This window comes from Alcanivorax sp. REN37 (assembly GCF_041102775.1).
Classification (GTDB): domain Bacteria; phylum Pseudomonadota; class Gammaproteobacteria; order Pseudomonadales; family Alcanivoracaceae; genus Isoalcanivorax; species Isoalcanivorax beigongshangi.
Window position 1 is genome coordinate 969,271 of the sequence record NZ_JBGCUO010000001.1, and the last position, 15,488, is coordinate 984,758.

Sequence of the window (15,488 nt, forward strand, 5' to 3'; positions counted from 1 at the left end):
GGCCGGTGACCCCGGTCGCGCTGCTTGGTTTGCAACCAAAGTGGCCCGCGCCGACCGCGCACGCACCACGCTTTCTCCGCCGTCCAGGATTCAGAATTGACCATGTCATGTTTCAGTACCGCCATTGACCCCGCTCGCTTTCGCGATGCGTTGGGCCACTACGCCTCTGGCATCACGGTGATTTCATCGCAGCTGGATGACGAGCCGGTGGGGTTCACCTGTCAGTCGTTCTACAGCGTGTCGATGGACCCGCCGCTGGTGTCGTTCAGCGTGATGGCTAGCTCGCTGAGCTACCCCACCATCCGCCGTGCGGGGCGCTTTGCGGTGAACATCCTGACCGGTGAGCAGGTGGCGATCTCCAACCAGTTTGCCCAGCGCAGTGCCGACAAATGGCAGGGCGTGGAGCAGCACCGGTCGCCATTGGGCAACCCGGTGATTGCCGGTTGTTTGCATTGGTTCGATTGCGAGATCCACGCTGAACATGCGGCCGGCGACCACATCATCGTGATCGGCGAAGTGAAGGCGTTGAAATTGCAGGATGCAGTGGTGGAGCAGCCGCTGCTGTATTTCAAAGGGCAATACGCCACCTTGCCGCAGCCAGCGTAAACTTTTTGACGGTAGCCGAGCGCCTCGCTCGACAGCTACGTGCTAGCGCAGGTGTCGTCGAGTTCTGGATTCAAAGCCGGTTCCGTCCGCCGCGTCGAATGCTGCGGCGGCCTCAGCGCTGACCGCTTGCGGCCAGTGGTTCGGGCGCTGCCGAGCGCACTTCATTGCTCAGACCTTGAGTCCTCTTCCTCAAACCAGCGCGGCCAGGAACTGCGGTGCCGGTCGTCAGCGTTGATGCAGGGAATAAGCGTCTGCGCCAGTTGCGGCAATTGGTCAGTGGCCTTGGCCAGCCGGTATTTGACGCTGTGGATGCATTCACGGTCGCCGAACTCACAGCGGTTCAAATGAGTGCCGCCGCAGGGACCGTTGGCTAACCCCTTCGGGCACGTTTCTGGGCACACATAGAGGGTGTCTTCAAGCCGGCAATTGCCGCAGCTGTCGCAGCCCAGTAGCGGCCGTTTGACGGCCCGTTCAGTGGCATGCAACAGCTGTGCTCCGGCCGCCGATTGCCAGAACTGCCGTGTCACCAGCCAGCCGACCGCGCTGCCGAGCCAGTGGCGGCGGTCAAATAGCACGCGGTGCAGCTGTGCTAGCCACCGGTAGCGCCGCAGCTCGCGGCCGGTGGCGCGGGCATCAGGTTGTCCCAGCGGCTGCCGATCCAGCGGCGGCGCAAACACAGTGTCCCCACCATCCGCGCGTTCCCAGCAGGCGCGCCAGCGCTGTTGCCAGTGTTCCAGCGAATGGATGCGCCCACGTTGGGCGTCGATCGCCTGTTCCAGCCGCTGCAATTCTTCCAGTGTGTGCACCCCGGACAAATGGATGCCGGCATAGCCGATCCATTGCAGGCCGATGATCTGCAACGCCAGCCGCTCCAGTGCGCGCGCCTCGGCGGCGGCCGGCGAGCGGCGCTGTTCGTCGTCCAATAGCCTGCGCATGGCATCGGTGATGACGATGCCGGGCACTGATTGCAGGGTGGCAGCGCGCGCGCTGGTCAGTTTCATGACACAGGCCAGCAGCGGCTTGGGCTGCGGCTGAGCGGCCATCCAGCGCTGCGCCTCCAGGTGTTTGGCGGCATCGTAGCCGAGCTGCAAGGTCAGGAAATCCGCTCCGGCCCGCAGCTTTTTTTGCGCCTTCAGGTACTGCGCCGCGCGTTCTTCTTCCAGGTATTTGAACGGGTTGAGGGCGGCGCCTAACAGCCAGTCGGGGCCGTATTCGCGGGCGATCTGCAATGCCGGCACCGACTCCAGGTAGCGCACCGGGGTCTGGTCCGGCTGGTGGCCGGGCAGTCGGTCGCCGCTCAGCACCAACAGTTGTCGCAGGCCGCGTTGCTCCATCAGGGCCATCTGTTGCAGCAGATGGCTGCGTTCGCGGTCCTTGCCGGAAAAATGCAGCAGCGCTGACGCTGGATCATTGGCGATACCGGCGGCGGCCAGCGGACCGATGTCGTGATGCAGACCGACGCGATCAGCGAACGCCGGCAGCAGCGGCGCGCCCGCCAGCTGCCCGTGCTGGAGGATCTGCTCCAACGCCGCCCAGCGGCGTGCCGACGGCTGTGGAATCACTTCCAGCACGCAGACGAAGTCTTGCTGTGCCAGCGCCTGTTTCAACGTGCTCAAAACGGTTCGATACCCTGTTGGACGGCGTCGTGGGGAACGACATCGGTGGTTCATGGTGCGCGGCTAGGAGCTCGCCGGTCGCAATTCGCGGTTCACGGGTTGTGACCGGCGGCAGTGATGCTGTGACACCGTGGCGCGGCAGAGCAGGACCAGTGCCAGTGCGCCGCGGCCGGAATCCGCGCGCATGCGGCGACAGGATAGCAAGGCCGCCGCAGTGCCGCTTTCAATTTCATCGGAGTGCGCGGAGCGGCTGCTTGAGGTCGTGGGAGTCGATCGCGCGCCCATTCGGGAAGTGCCGGCTAGCTTGACGGCGCCGGGTGTTCAAGCGGGAAAGATCACCCATGCAGCCATACTGGGCGCCGCCGAATCGGTGCCGCCGGCGACACTGCTCTGGGCACAGCTCGGCACGCTAGCGCGGCCGTGGCGTCAGGGCCGGTAGGGCAGCTTGGGCAGGTTGGGCAGGTTGGGCAGGTTGGGCAGGTTGGGCAGGTTGGGCAGGTTGGGCAGGTTGGGCAGGTTGGGCAGGTGGAGCAGGTGGAGCAGGTGGGGCAGGTGGGGCAGGTGGGGCAGGTGGGGCAGGTGGGGCAGGTGGGGCAGGTGGAGCAGATGGAGCAGATGGAGCAGATGGAGCAGGTACAGCAGGTATGGTAGGTAGTGGAAGTAGGGCAATTAGGGCAGGCAGGGCTGGCGGGAATCAGCCAGCGGCCGGCTAGGGTCAGTGCGGCGCCGGCGCCGTCGGATTGACCACGGCGACCTATAAAAAAGCCCGCAGTAGACTGCGGGCTTTTGGGTCGGGCCGGACTTACAGCTCCACGTCCGACATCGGGATGCCGAGCGCCTTGGCCACGCCTTCTCCGTAGGCCGGGTCCGCCTTGTAGCAGTGGCTAATATGGCGGGTCAGGATGTGGCGTTCAGCGCCCTTGATGGCGCGGGCGGTGTTGTCGAACAGCCGCTGCTGCGCATCCGCCGGCATCAGCCGGAATAGGGTGCCGGGCTGGGTGAAGTAATCGTCATCGTCGGCACGGAAATCATGACGCCCTGCGACGCCCTCCAGCGCCATCGGCGGCTCGCGGAAGTCCGGTTGCTCCTGCCACTCACCGTAGGTGTTCGGTTCGTAATGCAGGCGGCTGCCGTGGTTGCCGTCCACCCGCATGGCGCCGTCGCGGTGGTAGCTGTGGAACGGGCAGCGCGGTGCGTTCACCGGGATCTGGTGGTGGTTGACGCCAAGCCGGTAGCGCTGAGCGTCGCCGTAGGAGAACAGGCGGCCCTGCAACATGCGGTCCGGCGAGAAGCTGATGCCGGGCACCACGTTGGCCGGGGTGAAGGCCGCTTGCTCCACGTCTTGGAAATAGTTATCCGGGTTGCGGTTGAGTTCGATGTAACCGACTTCGATCAGCGGATAGTCCTTCTTCGACCATACCTTGGTCAGATCGAACGGATGGAAGCGGTAATCAGCGGCCTCGGTCTCCGGCATGATTTGCACGTACAGCGTCCAGCGCGGGAAGTCGCCTTTTTCAATCGCTTCGTACAGATCGCGCTGTGAGCTTTCGCGGTCGTCGGCAACGATGGCGGCCGCTTGCTGGTCGGTCAGGTTCTTGATGCCCTGCTGAGTTTTGAAGTGGAACTTCACCCAGAAACGCTGGTTGTCGGCGCTGATAAAGCTGTAAGTGTGCGAGCCGAACAGGTGCATGTGGCGATAGCCGTCAGGAATGCCCCGATCGCCCATGATGTAGGTCACCTGGTGCAGCGCCTCCGGCAGGCTGGTCCAGAAATCCCAGTTGTTGTTGGGGCTGCGCATATTGGTGCGCGGGTCGCGTTTCACCGCGTGGTTCAGGTCCGGGAACTTGAGCGGATCGCGGAAGAAGAACACCGGCGTGTTATTGCCGACCAGATCCCAGTTGCCCTGCTCGGTGTAGAACTTCAGCGCCGCGCCGCGGATGTCACGCTCGGCATCCGCCGCGCCACGCTCGCCGGCCACAGTGGAGAAACGCGCGAACATGGGCGTTTTTTTGCCAACCTCGGCGAACACTTTGGCCTTGGTGTATTGGCTGATGTCGTGGGTGATCACCAGCTCACCGAAGGCACCGGAGCCCTTGGCGTGCATGCGGCGCTCGGGGATCACTTCGCGGTCGAAGTGGGCGAGCTTTTCCAGGAACCAGACGTCTTCCAGCAGCATCGGGCCACGCGGGCCGGCGGTCATCACGTCTTGGTTGTCAGCAACCGGGGCGCCGGCGGCGGTGGTGAGTTTGGGCTTGTTGCTCATGGCGTTCTCTCCTTGGGGCGGTGGGCATCAATGCCGGGATATCGGGGGACGGAACAAAGAATAGGTCGGCAGCAGTCATAGCTCCAATCAGTTAATTGAAGCGATTCGATAGTTTTTTCTGTTGTTTGAAATGGCGCTGCTGAGGGGATCAGCATGCCGGTACTTTCTCTGCGCCGGGCCCGCACATTAGAATTAGCGCTCGATGATCCATTCCCCAGAGGTGCCGCCTACATGTGATACCCGACGCCGCCGTCGCTGACGGCACGTTCCATGCCCTGCGTGCAGGGCGCGAACTTGGCACGGTCGGAGTCCTGTGATGACCTCTCGTTTCCTGACGCTGGAAGGCGTCTCGCTGTCGCTGCCCGATGGTCGGGTGGTGTTTTCTAATCTCAACGAAACCTTTGACGCTCGGCCCACCGGGTTGGTCGGTCGCAACGGCGTGGGCAAGACGCTGCTGGCGCAGGTGTTGGCCGGCCGTTTGGCGCCCAGCGCCGGGCGCTGCCTGCGCTCCGGCCCGGTGCATTACCTGGCCCAGCAGGTGATGCCGGCCGCCGGCGCGCGGGTGGCTGATCTGGCTGGGGCAGCACCGGTGCTGGCAGCGTTGGCTCGCATCGAAGCCGGGGGCTGCGCGGCGGACGATTTCGACTGCATCGGCGACCGCTGGGACATGGCCCAGCGACTGCAGCGGGCGCTGGAGAGCGCTGGCCTTGGCCATCTTGACGCCGCCACCCCCGTCGCCCGCCTCAGCGGCGGTGAGGCGATGCGTGTGAGTCTGGCCGGCGCCATGTTGTCAGACGCCGATTTCCTGATTCTGGATGAACCCAGCAACCATCTGGATGCCCGCCATCGCGCGGCATTGATCGCGCAATTGCAGCAATGGCCGCGTGGGTTGGTGGTGGTCAGTCATGACCGTGCCTTGCTGGCGGGCATGGCGCGCACGGTGGAACTGTCCGCCGTTGGTCTGCGCAGCTATGGCGGTGGCTATGCGCTCTATGCCGCGCAGCAAACCGCCGAGCGCGAGCAGGCATTGGCTGAGCTTGAGCGTCTCAAACGCGAGCGCCAGCAGGGCGAGTACGCGCTGCGCCAACAGCAGGAACGCCAGCAGCGGCGTGAGGCGCGCGGAGAGCGGCACGGCAAGCACGGCAACCAAGCCAAGATCCTGCTGGATCGGCAGAAGGAGCGCAGCCAAGCCAGTGCCGGCAAGTTGCAGCTGCAGCTCGAGCGCCAGCACGGCGAACTGCATGCGCAGGTGCGCGACGCGGCGCAGCGGGTTCTACCGGAACAGGCGATTCACCTGCATCCGCCTGCCGTTGCCGAGCACCGCCGCCGGCACGTGGCGGTGCTTGAGCGGGTGCAGCTGCCACATCTGCCAGCTGCCACCTGCCGGGTCGACCTAACGCTGCAGGGCGGCCAGCGCATAGCGGTGGTGGGGGATAACGGCAGCGGCAAATCGACGCTGTTAAAAGTGCTGGCCGGGCAGCTGCAGCCCTTGGCGGGTGAGTGTCGGGTGGTGGCCGAATGCCATTATCTCGACCAGCATTTGGCGCTGCTCGACCCCGCGCAGACGGTGCTGGCCCAGGCGGCAGCCGCGGCGCCTACGCTCAGCGATGCCGAGTTGCGCATGCGCCTGGCGCAGCTTGGGCTGGATGCGGATCGGATCACGGTACCGAGTGGCCAGCTCAGCGGCGGCGAGCGGCTCAAAGCGGCGCTGGCGATCCTGCTGTACAGCGATCCGCCCCCGCAACTGCTGTTGCTCGATGAACCCAGCAACCACCTCGATCTGCCGTCACTGGAGGCGCTAGAAGAGCTGTTGCGCGGCTACCGCGGCGCCTTAGTGGTGGTGTCCCATGACCACTATTTCCTCCAGCGCTTGGCGCTGACCGATTGCTTGCGCGTGAGCGCGCAAGGTTGGCAATGGGAGCCGTGGCAGGGTTGATGGGGCGAGGTTGTTAGGCGCAAGCAACGCGGGGACTCGTGCTCACCTAAACGATTGCTGTCGGCAGTGCCGACAGTGTGTGCCCCCGTTCCCCGATGCACTCAGCGTGCGCGTAAGCGGCAGATGTGGAGCCGCGGCACGCCGTTATTGCTGCGCCGCAGTGACGCACTGGAGCGGCTACTAAACGGTTCAGCCTGCGGCCAGCACCTGCTCGACTAATGCGGCGGCCAGGTTAGTCACCGCTTGCGCCTGTCCGCGCCAGTCATCTTCCAACTCGCCAAGGTATTCACGCCGCGCCTGCTCCAGCAGCGCAGCGTGCGCCGGCGTCAGTGTGGTGGCGGCCCAGCGCGCGGCAGCGTCCTTGGCAATGAAACCGCGGTGGCGGGCGGTATAGGCCATGCGCGCCAAGGTCAGCAGGACATTGCGGGTGTCGTCCAGCAGCGCCGCGTCGAGCGCCGGGATCAACTCTCGCAATGCCCGCTGCTGATGGTGTGCCGGAATGGGCGCGATCAGCTGTGCCAGTGCCGGGCCGTACAAGGATTGCGATTGCTCGCGCGCTTGCGCCAACAGCAGACAGTACTCCGGGTCGCGGTGCGGCAGCGGCAAAGCGCCAGCCTCAAACTCCCCACGCAGCCACTCGCCGTAAAGATAGTCGACCGTGGTCGGCCAGCTGTGGTGGTCGAGCGTCGGCGCCGCACAGACCACCAGCTCTAGGCAGCGCGGTCCCGGCGTCGGCGCTGGATACTTCTCCGATAGCTTCAACAGCGCGTCCGTGAGTGCCCGTCGCTGGGGCTGATCCAGTGACTGTTGGGTGACGGCCAGAACATCGATATCACTGTGCCGCTGCAAGCCGCCAGCGACCCAGGAGCCGTGAACTGACACCGCCAGCAGTTGCGTGCCGAGTAGCGATTGCAACAGCGTCAGTACGGACTGCAGTTGCGCGTGGTCACAGTGGTTGGGCTGCGGCAAGGAAAGTGTCCTCAAGGTGATGGGAGTCCATTACCGAATGCTGACAAGGAGCGCGCGCGGGCTCAACCGTGACGGCCTGTCGGTAGCGATCTGGCCAGGTGCCAACGCGTACGGTAAAAAAGCTGCCCGCGATGGCGGTAATGCCGTTGCGGGGGCAGTAAAAAAGCCCTGCAGGGCAGGGCTTTTTTTGGGTGGGCTGGTCGGCCTAATCTGGCTCAGTTGTTGAACAGGAAGTTCAGCACATCACCATCTTTCACCACGTACTCTTTGCCTTCCGCGCGCATCTTGCCGGCTTCCTTGGCGCCGCTTTCACCCTTGTAATGGATGAAATCGTCGTAGGCGATGGTCTGGGCGCGGATGAAGCCTTTCTCGAAATCGGTGTGAATCACGCCCGCGGCTTTCGGCGCGGTGTCGCCGACGCGGATGGTCCAAGCGCGTACTTCCTTCACCCCGGCGGTGAAGTAGGTTTGCAGGCCAAGCAGTTGGTAGCCGGCGCGGATGACGCGGTTCAGGCCCGGTTCGTCCATGCCGAGATCCGCCATGAACTCAGCGCGTTCGTCATCGTCCAGCTCGGCGATGTCGGCTTCGATCTTGGCGCAGATCGGCACCACGTTGGCGCCTTCGCTGGCGGCCAGTTCACGCACCGCCTCCAGCAGCGGGTTGTCCTCGAAACCGTCCTCGGCCACGTTGGCGATGTACATGGTCGGCTTCAGCGTCAGCAGGTTGAACGAGCGCAGCGCTTTGCGCTCGTCGTCGTCCAGTGCCACGCTGCGCGCCGGGCGGCCGTCGTGCAGTGCCGGCAGCAGTTTTTCCAGCACCACCACCAGTTTGGCGGCGTCTTTGTCTTGGCCCTTGGCGGACTTCTGCGCGCGCAATAGGGCCTTTTCCACCGACTCCATATCGGCCAGAGCCAGTTCAGTGTTGATGGTTTCGATGTCCGCCAGCGGCGCGACCTTGCCGGAGACGTGGATGATGTTGTCGTCCACGAAGCAGCGCACCACGTGGGCGATGGCGTCGGTTTCACGGATGTTGGCGAGGAACTTGTTGCCCAGGCCTTCGCCCTGAGACGCACCGGCCACCAGACCGGCAATATCAACAAACTCCATGGTCGCCGGCAGCACCCGCTCCGGTTTCACGATCGCGGCCAGGGCATCCAGACGGGCATCCGGAACCGGCACCATGCCGGTGTTCGGCTCGATGGTGCAGAACGGGAAGTTCTGCGCTTCGATCCCGGCTTGGGTGAGGGCGTTGAAGAGGGTGGACTTGCCCACGTTTGGCAAGCCGACGATGCCACATTTGAACCCCATGGTGCGTACTCCAGTCAGGCAGGCGTGCAAAGGCGGCAATGCTACAGGATGGCCCGCTGGAAGCCCACTGGCGGCGCGGTGTTGGCTGCACCGACCGGGCCGCCAGGCGCGCTTGTCGTGGCGCCGGCGGGGCGCCCGATTAGACTGAGCGCTGGCTTGGGTAAGTGAGTGGTTTGAGATGTCACAGGCGCGTGTGCTGTATCAGTTTCCGTTGTCGCACTACTGCGAAAAAGCCCGTTGGGTGCTGGATTTCAAGGGGCTGTCTTGCCAGCCACGCAATCTGTTGCCGGGACCGCACCGGGTGTTCACCCGAGTGCGGGCGGCGATCGACACTTTGCCGCTGCTGCATGATGGCCAGCGCTGGGTCGGTGATTCCACCCGCATTGCCTACTACCTCGATAAGTACTATCCGCAACCAGCGCTATTGCCGGCGGACGCGGAACTGCGCCGCACGGTGATCGAGCTGGAGCAGCAATATGACCGCCTCGGTGTGGCGGTGCGGCGCTGGATGTTCGGCGAAGTGCTCGGCAGCGAAACGGTGGCGCAGGCGCTGCTGGGGCCATACCGGCTGCCGGCGCTGGCGCGGCGCTGGTACCGGCCGGTGCTGGAGCGCGGCATCCGTCTACTGTACCGCGTCACACCCACCGAACAGCGACGTGCGCTGGAGCGTATTGAGCAGGGTTTGGCGGCGCTGGAAGCTCGGTTGCCGGAGCAGGGCGACGGCTATCTAGTCGGTGATCGATTGACGTTGGCGGACATCACCGCAGCCGCGTTGTTGGCACCACTGGTGGCGGCGCCGGGCACGCCGTGGGAAGGGTGGCATCAGGATCCGACGCTGCCGGCCTCGTTCCGTAATCAACTGCAAGCCTTCCGCAGTCGGCCGGCCGGGCAGTGGGTGCTGCGCCGTTACCAGCAGGATCGCTAGCGCCGCCGCCGCTGAAAGAACGCCGCCTTCGGGCGGCGTTTTTGTTGCTGTACGCGGCGCTCAGCAGATATCGGGTGTCGGTTTGCCGGTGAACCAGCCTCGCACATGGGCGCTGCTACAGCCCACCGCCCACACCGCCGTAATGGTGACCACCATCAGCGTGGCGCCGGCGATAATCAGCGTGCCGTCGGCCAATGCCAGCACCGGACTGGTGGCAGTGCGGGTGGCGGCGCGGCCGCGACCGGGCTCCAGGTACACCCACAGATGGCTCGGATGCGCCAACGCTTCCGGGACCTGCACGCCGCTACTCTGGTAGCGGCGCCCGCTGAGTTCGAAATGTTGCTGCAACGGTGACGGTTCCGGCTCCGAGCTGGTCGGCAGCGTGGGCAACACCAGTTCGGTCGACAGTCGCGCCAGTGCGTTGGCCGGCATCGGTGGTTTTGGCTGCGAGCGGGTTGGAGTGTCGTGGAGCGTCTTGGTCACCCGCGGCGTTTGGACCGGTATCAATGACAGCGTGATGTGGCTGCGGCCCCGGCGGTCCACGTCCATGCGCGACAGCCGCATGTGTTCCGGGCGCGGCGGATTGCGCAGCCGCTCAGCCAGTTCTGGATCAATATCGAGCACATAATCGGCATCGCCAGTCAGCAGCACCAGTTGGCTGCGGTCGGCGCTGATCAGCAGGCCAGTCAGTCTTTCTTCCCGCGTGCCGTAACCCAGTTTTTCATCGGTCCAGTTCTGTAACGGACCCTGGCAGCCGGTGAGCAGCAACAATCCTGCCCACCACAGTACCCACCTGATTCCCATGCGCCGATCTCCGCCGAAAGTGGCGGCAGTGTACCCCGATCGGTCACTGTCATCGCGCCGTAACGGGCGCTTGTTACAAATCCACCCGTGTGCCGCCAAGGCCACCTGCGATGGCTGCTAATGCGTTGCTGAAAATGCGGTTTCGGGTTACGCATCGTCAACAATTCTAGTACTTTCGTGCGATTATAAGTCGTTGACTCCCCTATAGAATTTCCTCCTGCCGGGTTTGTTTTCACTAAATTGAAACGTCCCTGACCGATAACAAGGCGCCTATTTTCCGTTGCGCTGATTCTCGACATAAAAAAGGAGGTCGCGGGTGAAACGTCGTGACTTTATTAAGGGCTCGGCTATGGCCGGCCTGTCCCTGGGCCTGTTGTCGGCCTGCGGGGGCGAAAGCAGCAGTGGCAATAACCTGACGCAGCCATCGCTGCCGAACATGCCCGCCTACGACGGCCCCAACCCGTTCCAGCACGGGGTGGCCAGCGGTGATCCGTGGCCGCGCCAAGTGATCCTCTGGACCCGGTTGACCGCGCCAGGGCTGGATGAAGTGCCGGTGATTGTAGAAGTGGCCACCGATCCACTGATGGTCAACGTGATCTACCAGGGTTTTGATTACGCCCGCTCGGATTCTGACTTCACCATCAAGATGGATCCGCTGCTGCCGGAGCCGGACACCACCTATTACTACCGCTTCAACAGTCTTGGTTTTTACTCGCCGCTGGGCCGCACCCGTACCAGCCCGGAGAGTGATGCGGTGGTGGACCGGGCCCGCTTCGCGCTGGTGTCCTGCTCCAACTACCCCTATGGCTACTTCAATGCTTACCGCAAGGTGGCGCAGCGCGCGGACCTGTCGGCGGTGATCCACCTTGGTGACTACATCTACGAATACGGCCCGGGCGAGTACGAAGACGCCAAGCTGAAGTCGCAACGGCCACTGGATCCGCCGCACCCGATCGTGACGCTGGAGGACTACCGCCGCCGTTACGCGCTCTACCGTGGCGACATGGACCTGCAGGAGTGCCATCGCCAGCACCCGTTCATCTGTGTCTGGGATGACCACGAGGTGGCCGACAACAGCTGGCGCGAAGGCGCCGCCAACCACAACAACGGCCAAGGCGATTACGCCGACCGCAAGCGGGCGGCGGTGCGCGCTTACCACGAGTGGATGCCGATTCGTGCGGTGCTACCGGATGATTTGGTGCGCATCTACCGCACCTTCGACTATGGTCAGTTGCTGAGCCTGATCATGCTCGACACGCGCTTGATCGGCCGCGATCGCCAGGCGACCTTGCCGCACGAAACCCGCGATCCCAACCGCACGTTGTTGGGGCTGGAACAGGAGCGCTGGCTGTTCGATGAGATGGAGCGGTCGCAGTCCCGCGGCGCCCATTGGCACATCCTCGGTCAGCAAGTAATGATGGCGCACCTAACGCTGGGCGCGGTGATCGACAACCCCAACTGGGATGTGGGTGGCGGCATCAAGATCAACTACGACCAGTGGGATGGCTATTATCACAGCCGCAAAGCGGTACTCGACCGCATCGACGCGCTGGCGCTGGATAACACCGTGGTGCTCACCGGCGATATCCACAGTTCGTGGGCCTTCGACTTGAGCCCGGACCCGGGCAACCTGTTTGCCTACAACCCGTTCAATGGCGACGGCTCCAAAGCGGTGGAATTCGTAGTGCCGGCGGTCAGTTCGCCGGCGGCGCCGACCAAGGGACTGTCCGACTTGGCGTTTGCGTTCCTCTACTCCGCCAACCCGCACCTGAAATGGGTGGACCTGTTCCACCGTGGCTATGTGGTGCTCGACATCACCCCAGAACACTGCCAGGCCGACTGGTTCCACCTGAAAACGGTGCAGGAGCGCAGCAACGAAGAAACCTTTGCCCGCTCCTACCAGACCGCCACCGGCCGCAACCGCGTCAGCCGGGTGAAGCAACCCAGCGCACCGCTGCCGAACCCGGCGCCGCTGGCCCCGCGACTGCTTGATCAGGAGGTGGTGGCATGACCATGGACCGACGTCGTTTTCTGCGTAACCTGCTGGTCAGCGGTGCTGCGGTACCGGCCTTGAGCGCCTGCGGTGGTGGCAGCAGTGGGAGCAGCACCACTCCGGGCGGTGATCAGCCGATGCTCGGCGGTGAGCGCCGGCTGCGTTTCCTCGCCATTGGCGATACCGGCACCGGTGGCGCCGGCCAGACCTACGTGGCCAAAGCCATGGAACAGGTGATGGCGGCGCAGGGCGCGGATTTCGTGCTGGTGACCGGTGACAACCTGTATGAGGAAGGCGCCACGTCGGTGGCTGACAAAGGCTTCCTCGACAAGTTCGAGCTGCCCTACCAGAACATCGACCTGCCGTTCTTCCTCTGCCTTGGCAACCACGACAACGCCTGTACCCCGCTGGGCGGTGGCAGCTGCAACAAGCGTGGCGACTACCAGGTGGAGTACCACTATTCCGAGCAGCGCTATTCGCGCAAATGGAACATGCCGGACCGCTACTACACCCAGGCGTTCGGCGGCACGCCGGAGCAGCCGTTCATGGAATTGTTCGTGGTGGATTCCAATCCGCTCACCAGCTTCTATGACGACCCGGACCCGGCCTACTCCTGGCAGAACTTTGGCGAGCCGCAGCGCAAGCTGATGCAACAGTGGGTCCACAGCAGCCGTGCGCATTGGAAGATTGCCATGTCGCACGTGCCCTACGTGTCCAACGGCAAACACGGCAACGCCGGCAATCTGGATGATGGTTTGCGTTGGCTGTTCACCGGCAAGAACGCCGATGGCCGCCAGTACAAGCACTTCCTTGAAAGCTGCTTTGCCAATCAGGCTGACATGCTGTTCACCGGCCATGATCACAATATGCAGTGGTTGGAGCCGCGTCCGGCGTTGGGGCCGGCGGAGATTATCCTCACCGGCGCCGGTGCCAAAACGGACAGCATCAAGGATGCCAAGCGCAACCCGGTGAGGTTCCAGCAGGGCGGCCAGTGTGGCTTCGTCTGGGTGGAGCTGTACGAGGAAAAAATGTGGGTGCAGTTCTACAACGTGGATCCGAAAAAAGGCCACTACGAACTGGCGTATGAGCAGGTCTGCGCCAAGCCGATCATGGCGCCGGCGCTGGCCTGATTGTTAGGCGTTAAATGCTTGAAGTGAAGCCGCCCCGGCCGATAGGCCGGGGCGGTTTTTTCGTTTTCGGGCGATGGGGGCAGTGGCGGTACCGGTGCGCCGGCCTGCGGTGGCGGTGTTTGCTGTGGCACCTGCCACCATTCGGCACGACATCGATCAGCGCTTGAATGGCCGCCTCAGGTTGATGCGCGTCCGGCCTGCAGCGCCCGGGCGGTGCTGTCGGGGTCCAGCGAGCGCAGCGCATCGTATTGGCACAGGAACACCTCGCCATTGAGCTGTTTGAGGAAATCAGTGCGTTGCAGCTGGTCCATCACCGGGCCTTTCACTTCCGACAGGTGCAGTTGGATGTCGGCGGTGGCGAGGCGGGCGGCGATGGCCTCCAGACTGGTCAGGGCGCTGGCATCAATCAAGTTAACGCCGGAGCACATCAGCACCAGGTGGCGGGTGGCAGGGTGGGCCTCCACCAGCGCCACAATCTGGTCTTCCAGATAGCGGGCGTTGGGAAAGTACAGGCTTTCATCCACCCGCACTGACAGCACGGTTGGACTCTGAATGACGTTGTGACGGGCGATGTTGCGGAAATGCTCACTGCCGGGCATCTGGCCGACCACCGCCATGTGCGGCTGGCTGGTGCGCCACAGGAACAGCAGCAGCGACAGCCCGACCCCGATCAGAATGCCGGCTTCCACACCCAGTAGCAGCACGCCGCCGATGGTGCCGGCCATCGCTAGACCGTCCTGGCGCGAGTAGCGCCAAGTGCGCACCAGTGCTTTCAGGTCCACTAAGCTCAGCACCGCCACGATAATAGTGGCGGCCAGCACCGCATGGGGCAGGTTGTGGAACAGCGGCGTGAAGAACAGCACCGTGATGGTAATGCCGAGTGCGGTGAGCGCCCCGGCCAGCGGCGTGCGGGCGCCGGCATCGTAATTCACTACCGAACGGGCAAAGCCGCCGGTGACCGGGAAGCCGCCGCCCAGTGCTGCGGCGACGTTGGCGCTGCCGAGTGCGACCAGTTCCTGGTTGGGATCAATACGTTGACGGTGGCGCGCGGCCAGGGTCTGCGCCACTGACACCGATTCCACGAATCCCACCAGGCTGATCAGGATCGCCGCCGGCAGCAGCGTCAGCGCCAGCGAAGCGTCCCAGGCCGGTAAGGCCAGCGACGGCAATCCCTGCGGGATGGCGCCGACCACGTGAACGCCGGCGTCCACCAGCTGCCCCCACTGCACCGCCGCTACCGCGCCGATCAGCGCCAGCACTGGCCCGAGGCGGGCGAGGTTGCCGGCCAGCGCGTGCGGCATGCCCAGTGCACGCAGCAGCGGTGCCAAGTGGCTGCGCACCGCGAACAGGAACGCCAGACTGCTGAGGCCGATGGCGGCCGTCGGCCAGTGCACCGTGGGCAGCGCTTTCACCAGCGCCGGCACCAGCAGCAAGGCGGTATCGCCGCTGATATTGAGACCGAGTACATGCTTGAGCTGGCCCAGTGCGATCAGCAGACCGGACGCACTGATGAACCCAGAGATCACCGGATGGCTAAGGAAGTTAGCCAGAAATCCCAGCCGCAGCAGCGCCATGCCCAGCAGTATTGCCCCCGACAGCATTGCCAGCAGCATGGCGGCACCGAGGTATTCGGCGCTGCCTGGTGCGAACAGTGGCGTCAGTGCCGCGGCGGTCATCAGCGACACCACCGCCACCGGCCCCACCGCCAGGGCCCGGCTGGTGCCGAACAGCGTGTAAGCGATCAGCGGCAGGATGCTGGCGTACAGCCCGGTCACCGGCGGCAGGCCGGCAAGCATGGCGTAAGCCAGGCTCTGCGGGATCAGCATCAGGGTGACGATCACCGCCGCCAACGTATCGCTGGCGGCGGTGTGGCGGTTATACCCGTGCGCCCAAGTCAGGCAGGGCAGCCAGCGGGCGAGCCGAGCAGGCATGGTCTCTC

12 protein-coding genes are annotated in these 15,488 nt (G+C 64.2%); 6 read left to right on the forward strand and 6 right to left on the reverse strand.

Annotated features, from left to right (window positions below; genetic code table 11):
* Positions 1-102 precede the first annotated feature (102 nt).
* A complete protein-coding gene (locus AB5I84_RS04295; protein WP_369456060.1) occupies positions 103-606 on the forward strand; it encodes a flavin reductase family protein in 504 nt (167 codons plus the stop codon).
* Between the two features lie 161 nt (positions 607-767).
* On the opposite strand, the gene AB5I84_RS04300 is transcribed toward AB5I84_RS04295, so the two are convergent.
* Positions 768-2,222, reverse strand: a complete 1,455-nt coding sequence (locus AB5I84_RS04300) for a methylenetetrahydrofolate reductase C-terminal domain-containing protein (protein WP_369454623.1) — start codon at positions 2,220-2,222, stop codon at positions 768-770.
* A gap of 525 nt (positions 2,223-2,747) precedes the next feature.
* Between AB5I84_RS04300 and AB5I84_RS04305 the strand changes: the two genes are divergently transcribed.
* Entirely contained in the window at positions 2,748-2,873 is a 126-nt protein-coding gene (locus AB5I84_RS04305) for a hypothetical protein (RefSeq protein ID WP_369454624.1), read from the forward strand.
* A gap of 151 nt (positions 2,874-3,024) precedes the next feature.
* On the opposite strand, the gene AB5I84_RS04310 is transcribed toward AB5I84_RS04305, so the two are convergent.
* Complete coding sequence (locus AB5I84_RS04310; protein WP_369454625.1) at positions 3,025-4,485, reverse strand: catalase; 1,461 nt, start codon at positions 4,483-4,485, stop codon at positions 3,025-3,027.
* A 316-nt stretch (positions 4,486-4,801) separates the two neighbouring features.
* Here AB5I84_RS04310 and AB5I84_RS04315 point away from each other — a divergent pair, with 316 nt between their 5' ends.
* Complete coding sequence (locus AB5I84_RS04315; RefSeq protein ID WP_369454626.1) at positions 4,802-6,421, forward strand: ABC-F family ATP-binding cassette domain-containing protein; 1,620 nt, start codon at positions 4,802-4,804, stop codon at positions 6,419-6,421.
* A 189-nt stretch (positions 6,422-6,610) separates the two neighbouring features.
* On the opposite strand, the gene AB5I84_RS04320 is transcribed toward AB5I84_RS04315, so the two are convergent.
* Both AB5I84_RS04320 and ychF read right to left on the reverse strand, forming a co-directional pair.
* Positions 6,611-7,390, reverse strand: coding sequence for an aminoglycoside adenylyltransferase domain-containing protein (locus AB5I84_RS04320; protein ID WP_369454627.1), 780 nt, complete (start codon positions 7,388-7,390; stop codon positions 6,611-6,613).
* Between the two features lie 215 nt (positions 7,391-7,605).
* On the reverse strand, positions 7,606-8,697 hold the full coding sequence (ychF, locus tag AB5I84_RS04325; RefSeq protein ID WP_369454628.1) for a redox-regulated ATPase YchF: 1,092 nt from the start codon (positions 8,695-8,697) through the stop codon (positions 7,606-7,608).
* A 178-nt stretch (positions 8,698-8,875) separates the two neighbouring features.
* Here ychF and AB5I84_RS04330 point away from each other — a divergent pair, with 178 nt between their 5' ends.
* Positions 8,876-9,622 (forward strand): glutathione S-transferase family protein, encoded by a 747-nt coding sequence (locus AB5I84_RS04330; protein ID WP_369454629.1) that lies wholly within the window; start codon positions 8,876-8,878, stop codon positions 9,620-9,622.
* Positions 9,623-9,682: 60 nt separating this feature from the next.
* Here AB5I84_RS04330 and AB5I84_RS04335 read toward each other — a convergent pair whose 3' ends face one another.
* Positions 9,683-10,426, reverse strand: a complete 744-nt coding sequence (locus tag AB5I84_RS04335) for a hypothetical protein (protein ID WP_369454630.1) — start codon at positions 10,424-10,426, stop codon at positions 9,683-9,685.
* A gap of 316 nt (positions 10,427-10,742) precedes the next feature.
* On the opposite strand from AB5I84_RS04335, the gene AB5I84_RS04340 reads away from it, so the two are divergent.
* Both AB5I84_RS04340 and AB5I84_RS04345 read left to right on the forward strand, forming a co-directional pair.
* Positions 10,743-12,437, forward strand: coding sequence for an alkaline phosphatase D family protein (locus tag AB5I84_RS04340; protein ID WP_369454631.1), 1,695 nt, complete (start codon positions 10,743-10,745; stop codon positions 12,435-12,437).
* Entirely contained in the window at positions 12,434-13,549 is a 1,116-nt protein-coding gene (locus tag AB5I84_RS04345; protein WP_369454632.1) for a metallophosphoesterase, read from the forward strand. The genes AB5I84_RS04340 and AB5I84_RS04345 overlap by 4 nt, the downstream gene beginning before the upstream one ends.
* A 176-nt stretch (positions 13,550-13,725) precedes the next feature.
* Here the strand turns inward: AB5I84_RS04345 and AB5I84_RS04350 are convergent, their stop codons facing one another.
* On the reverse strand, positions 13,726-15,480 hold the full coding sequence (locus AB5I84_RS04350) for a SulP family inorganic anion transporter (protein WP_369454633.1): 1,755 nt from the start codon (positions 15,478-15,480) through the stop codon (positions 13,726-13,728).
* Positions 15,481-15,488: the final 8 nt, after the last annotated feature.

Bases quoted from the DNA above. Each gene is read 5' to 3' on its own strand.
- AB5I84_RS04295 (WP_369456060.1), top strand. From the start codon at position 103: ATGTCATGTTTCAGTACCGCCATTGACCCCGCTCGCTTTCGCGATGCG.
- AB5I84_RS04310 (WP_369454625.1), bottom strand. From the start codon at position 4,485: ATGAGCAACAAGCCCAAACTCACCACCGCCGCCGGCGCCCCGGTTGCT.
- AB5I84_RS04315 (WP_369454626.1), top strand. From the start codon at position 4,802: ATGACCTCTCGTTTCCTGACGCTGGAAGGCGTCTCGCTGTCGCTGCCC.
- ychF (WP_369454628.1), bottom strand. From the start codon at position 8,697: ATGGGGTTCAAATGTGGCATCGTCGGCTTGCCAAACGTGGGCAAGTCC.
- AB5I84_RS04330 (WP_369454629.1), top strand. From the start codon at position 8,876: ATGTCACAGGCGCGTGTGCTGTATCAGTTTCCGTTGTCGCACTACTGC.
- AB5I84_RS04335 (WP_369454630.1), bottom strand. From the start codon at position 10,426: ATGGGAATCAGGTGGGTACTGTGGTGGGCAGGATTGTTGCTGCTCACC.
- AB5I84_RS04345 (WP_369454632.1), top strand. From the start codon at position 12,434: ATGACCATGGACCGACGTCGTTTTCTGCGTAACCTGCTGGTCAGCGGT.
- AB5I84_RS04350 (WP_369454633.1), bottom strand. From the start codon at position 15,480: ATGCCTGCTCGGCTCGCCCGCTGGCTGCCCTGCCTGACTTGGGCGCAC.